General features: G+C 53.9%; 4 protein-coding genes and 1 pseudogene. All 5 read left to right on the forward strand.

Annotated elements, in window-relative coordinates; genetic code table 11:
* On the forward strand, nt 1-458 hold a 458-nt coding region (atpF, locus tag ACW14G_RS22545; protein WP_455648834.1), incomplete at its 5' end, for a F0F1 ATP synthase subunit B.
* A 14-nt stretch (nt 459-472) separates the two neighbouring features.
* Nucleotides 473-1,006 carry a F0F1 ATP synthase subunit delta gene (gene atpH / locus ACW14G_RS22550; protein WP_064540592.1) on the forward strand — a complete coding sequence of 178 codons (534 nt, stop codon included), beginning with the start codon at nt 473-475 and terminating at the stop codon, nt 1,004-1,006.
* A 12-nt stretch (nt 1,007-1,018) separates the two neighbouring features.
* On the forward strand, nt 1,019-2,560 hold the full coding sequence (gene atpA, locus ACW14G_RS22555; RefSeq protein WP_455648835.1) for a F0F1 ATP synthase subunit alpha: 1,542 nt from the start codon (nt 1,019-1,021) through the stop codon (nt 2,558-2,560).
* 50 nt (nt 2,561-2,610) lie between these two features.
* On the forward strand, nt 2,611-3,474 hold the full coding sequence (gene atpG, locus ACW14G_RS22560; protein ID WP_455648836.1) for a F0F1 ATP synthase subunit gamma: 864 nt from the start codon (nt 2,611-2,613) through the stop codon (nt 3,472-3,474).
* A 26-nt stretch (nt 3,475-3,500) separates the two neighbouring features.
* Nucleotides 3,501-3,920, forward strand: a pseudogene (locus ACW14G_RS22565) (F0F1 ATP synthase subunit beta); the annotation flags it as partial.

A 3,920-nucleotide genomic window follows, 5' to 3' on the forward strand; every position in this document is an offset into this window, starting at 1 on the left:
CAACAATCCTCGGCCAGGCCATCGCGTTTGTCCTGTTCGTTCTGTTCTGCATGAAATACGTATGGCCGCCGTTAATGGCTGCCATCGAAAAACGTCAAAAAGAGATTGCTGACGGTCTTTCTTCTGCAGAACGAGCTAAAAAGGATTTGGACCTTGCACAGGCCAATGCGACCGACCAGCTGAAAAAAGCAAAAGCGGAAGCCCAGGTTATCATCGAGCAGGCGAACAAACGTCGCTCCCAGATCCTGGACGAAGCCAAAGCTGAAGCAGAGCAGGAACGTACTAAAATCGTGGCACAGGCTCAGGCAGAAATCGACGCCGAGCGTAAACGTGCTCGCGAAGAACTGCGTAAGCAAGTCGCTATCCTGGCTGTTGCTGGCGCCGAGAAGATCATCGAACGTTCCGTGGATGAAGCTGCTAACAGCGACATCGTGGATAAACTTGTCGCTGAACTGTAAGGAGGGAGGGGCTGATGTCTGAATTTGTTACGGTAGCTCGCCCCTACGCCAAAGCAGCTTTTGACTTTGCCGTCGAACACAAAAGCGTAGATCGCTGGCAGGACATGCTGGCGTTTGCCGCCGAAGTGACGAAGAACGAACAAATGGCAGAGCTTCTGTCTGGCGCACTGGCGCCGGAAACGCTCTCTACGTCGTTTATCGCAGTATGCGGTGAGCAACTGGACGAAAACGGTCAGAACCTGATTAAGGTGATGGCTGAAAACGGTCGTCTTAAAGTGCTCCCTGATGTTCTTGAGCAGTTTGTACACCTGCGCGCCGCGAGTGAAGCTACCTCTGAGGTAGAAGTCATTTCCGCTAATGCGTTGAGTGAAGAGCAGCTCGCGAAAATCACCGCCGCGATGGAAAAGCGTCTGTCACGCAAAGTTAAGCTGAATTGCAAAATCGATAAGTCTGTAATGGCAGGCGTTATCATCCGTGCGGGTGATATGGTCATTGATGGCAGCGTACGCGGCCGTCTTGAGCGCCTTGCAGACGTCTTGCAGTCTTAAGGGGACTGGAGCATGCAACTGAATTCCACCGAAATCAGCGAACTGATCAAGCAGCGCATTGCTCAGTTCAATGTTGTGAGTGAAGCTCACAACGAAGGTACTATTGTTTCTGTAAGTGACGGTGTTATCCGCATCCACGGCCTGGCCGATTGTATGCAGGGTGAGATGATTTCCCTGCCGGGTAACCGTTACGCTATCGCACTGAACCTGGAGCGCGACTCCGTAGGTGCGGTGGTAATGGGTCCGTACGCTGACCTCGCCGAAGGCATGAAGGTGAAGTGTACTGGCCGTATCCTGGAAGTTCCGGTTGGCCGTGGCCTGCTGGGCCGTGTGGTTAACACTCTGGGTGCACCAATCGATGGTAAAGGCGCGCTGGACAACGACGGCTTCTCCGCCGTTGAAGCTATCGCACCGGGCGTAATCGAACGTCAGTCCGTCGATCAGCCGGTTCAGACCGGTTATAAATCCGTTGATGCCATGATCCCAATCGGTCGTGGTCAGCGTGAACTGATCATCGGCGACCGCCAGACCGGTAAAACCGCGCTGGCAATCGACGCCATCATCAACCAACGTGATTCCGGCATCAAGTGCGTCTACGTGGCTATCGGCCAGAAAGCGTCCACCATTTCTAACGTGGTACGTAAACTGGAAGAACACGGCGCGCTGGCTAACACCATCGTTGTTGTGGCAACCGCGTCTGAATCTGCTGCACTGCAATACCTGGCACCGTATGCCGGTTGCGCAATGGGCGAATACTTCCGCGACCGCGGCGAAGATGCGCTGATCATTTATGATGACCTGTCTAAACAGGCTGTCGCATACCGTCAGATCTCCCTGCTGCTGCGCCGTCCACCAGGACGTGAAGCATTCCCGGGCGACGTATTCTACCTCCACTCTCGTCTGCTGGAGCGTGCTGCGCGTGTTAACGCCGAATACGTTGAAGCCTTCACCAAAGGTGAAGTGAAAGGGAAAACCGGTTCTCTGACCGCGCTGCCGATTATCGAAACGCAGGCTGGTGACGTTTCCGCATTCGTTCCGACCAACGTAATTTCCATTACCGATGGTCAGATCTTCCTGGAAACCAACCTGTTCAACGCCGGTATTCGTCCTGCGGTTAACCCGGGTATCTCCGTATCCCGTGTTGGTGGTGCAGCTCAGACCAAGATCATGAAGAAACTGTCCGGTGGTATCCGTACCGCTCTGGCACAGTATCGTGAACTGGCAGCGTTCTCCCAGTTTGCATCCGACCTTGACGATGCAACCCGTAAGCAGCTGGACCACGGTCAGAAAGTGACCGAACTGCTGAAACAGAAACAGTATGCGCCGATGTCCGTCGCGCAGCAGTCTCTGGTTCTGTTCGCGGCAGAACGTGGTTATCTGGCGGATGTAGAACTGGCGAAAATCGGTAGCTTCGAAGCCGCTCTGCTGGCTTACGTCGACCGTGATCACGCTCCGTTGATGCAAGAGATCAACCAGTCCGGTGGCTATAACGACGAAATCGAAGGCAAGCTGAAAGGCATCCTCGATTCCTTCAAAGCAACCCAATCCTGGTAACGTCTGGCGGCTTGCCTTAGGGCAGGCCGCAAGGCATTGAGGAGAAGCTCATGGCCGGCGCAAAAGAGATACGTAGTAAGATCGCAAGCGTCCAGAACACGCAAAAGATCACTAAAGCGATGGAGATGGTCGCCGCTTCCAAAATGCGTAAATCGCAGGATCGCATGGCGGCCAGCCGTCCTTATGCAGATACCATGCGCAAAGTGATTGGTCACCTTGCGAACGGTAATCTGGAATATAAGCACCCGTACCTGGAAGAACGCGACGTTAAGCGCGTGGGCTACCTGGTGGTGTCTACCGACCGTGGTCTGTGCGGTGGCTTGAACATTAACCTGTTCAAGAAACTGCTGGCGGATATGAAGGCATGGACCGAAAAAGGCGTTCAGTGCGACCTCGCAATGATCGGCTCTAAAGGTGTGTCCTTCTTTAATTCCGTAGGTGGCAACATTGTCGCTCAGGTTACCGGTATGGGCGATAAACCTGCCCTGTCCGAACTGATCGGTCCGGTAAAAGTGATGTTGCAGGCCTACGACGAAGGTCGTCTGGACAAGCTTTATATTGTCAGCAACAAATTTATTAACACCATGTCTCAGGTGCCGACGATCACCCAGCTGCTGCCGTTACCGGCTTCAGAAGATGATGATCTGAAACGTAAAACCTGGGATTACCTGTACGAACCCGATCCGAAAGCGCTGCTGGATACCCTCCTGCGTCGTTATGTCGAATCTCAGGTCTATCAGGGCGTGGTAGAAAACCTGGCCAGCGAGCAGGCCGCACGTATGGTGGCGATGAAAGCCGCGACCGACAATGGCGGCAGCCTGATTAAAGAGCTGCAGTTGGTATACAACAAAGCTCGTCAGGCCAGCATTACTCAGGAACTCACCGAGATCGTCTCGGGGGCCGCCGCGGTTTAACCAGGTTATTTCGTAGAGGATTTAAGATGGCTACTGGAAAGATTGTCCAGGTAATCGGCGCCGTAGTTGACGTCGAATTCCCTCAGGATGCCGTACCGCGCGTGTACGAAGCCCTTGAGGTACAGAATGGTAATGAAGTGCTGGTGCTGGAAGTTCAGCAGCAGCTCGGTGGCGGTATCGTGCGTACCATCGCCATGGGTTCCTCCGACGGTCTGCGTCGCGGTCTGGAAGTTAAAGACCTCGAGCACCCGATCGAAGTTCCGGTAGGTAAAGCAACACTGGGTCGTATCATGAACGTACTGGGTCACCCGGTAGACATGAAAGGCGACATCGGTGAAGAAGAGCGTTGGGCTATCCACCGCGCTGCACCTTCCTACGAAGAGCTGTCCAGCTCTCAGGAACTGCTGGAAACCGGTATCAAAGTTATCGACCTGATGTGTCCGTTC

The organism is Kluyvera sp. (genome assembly GCF_965301105.1).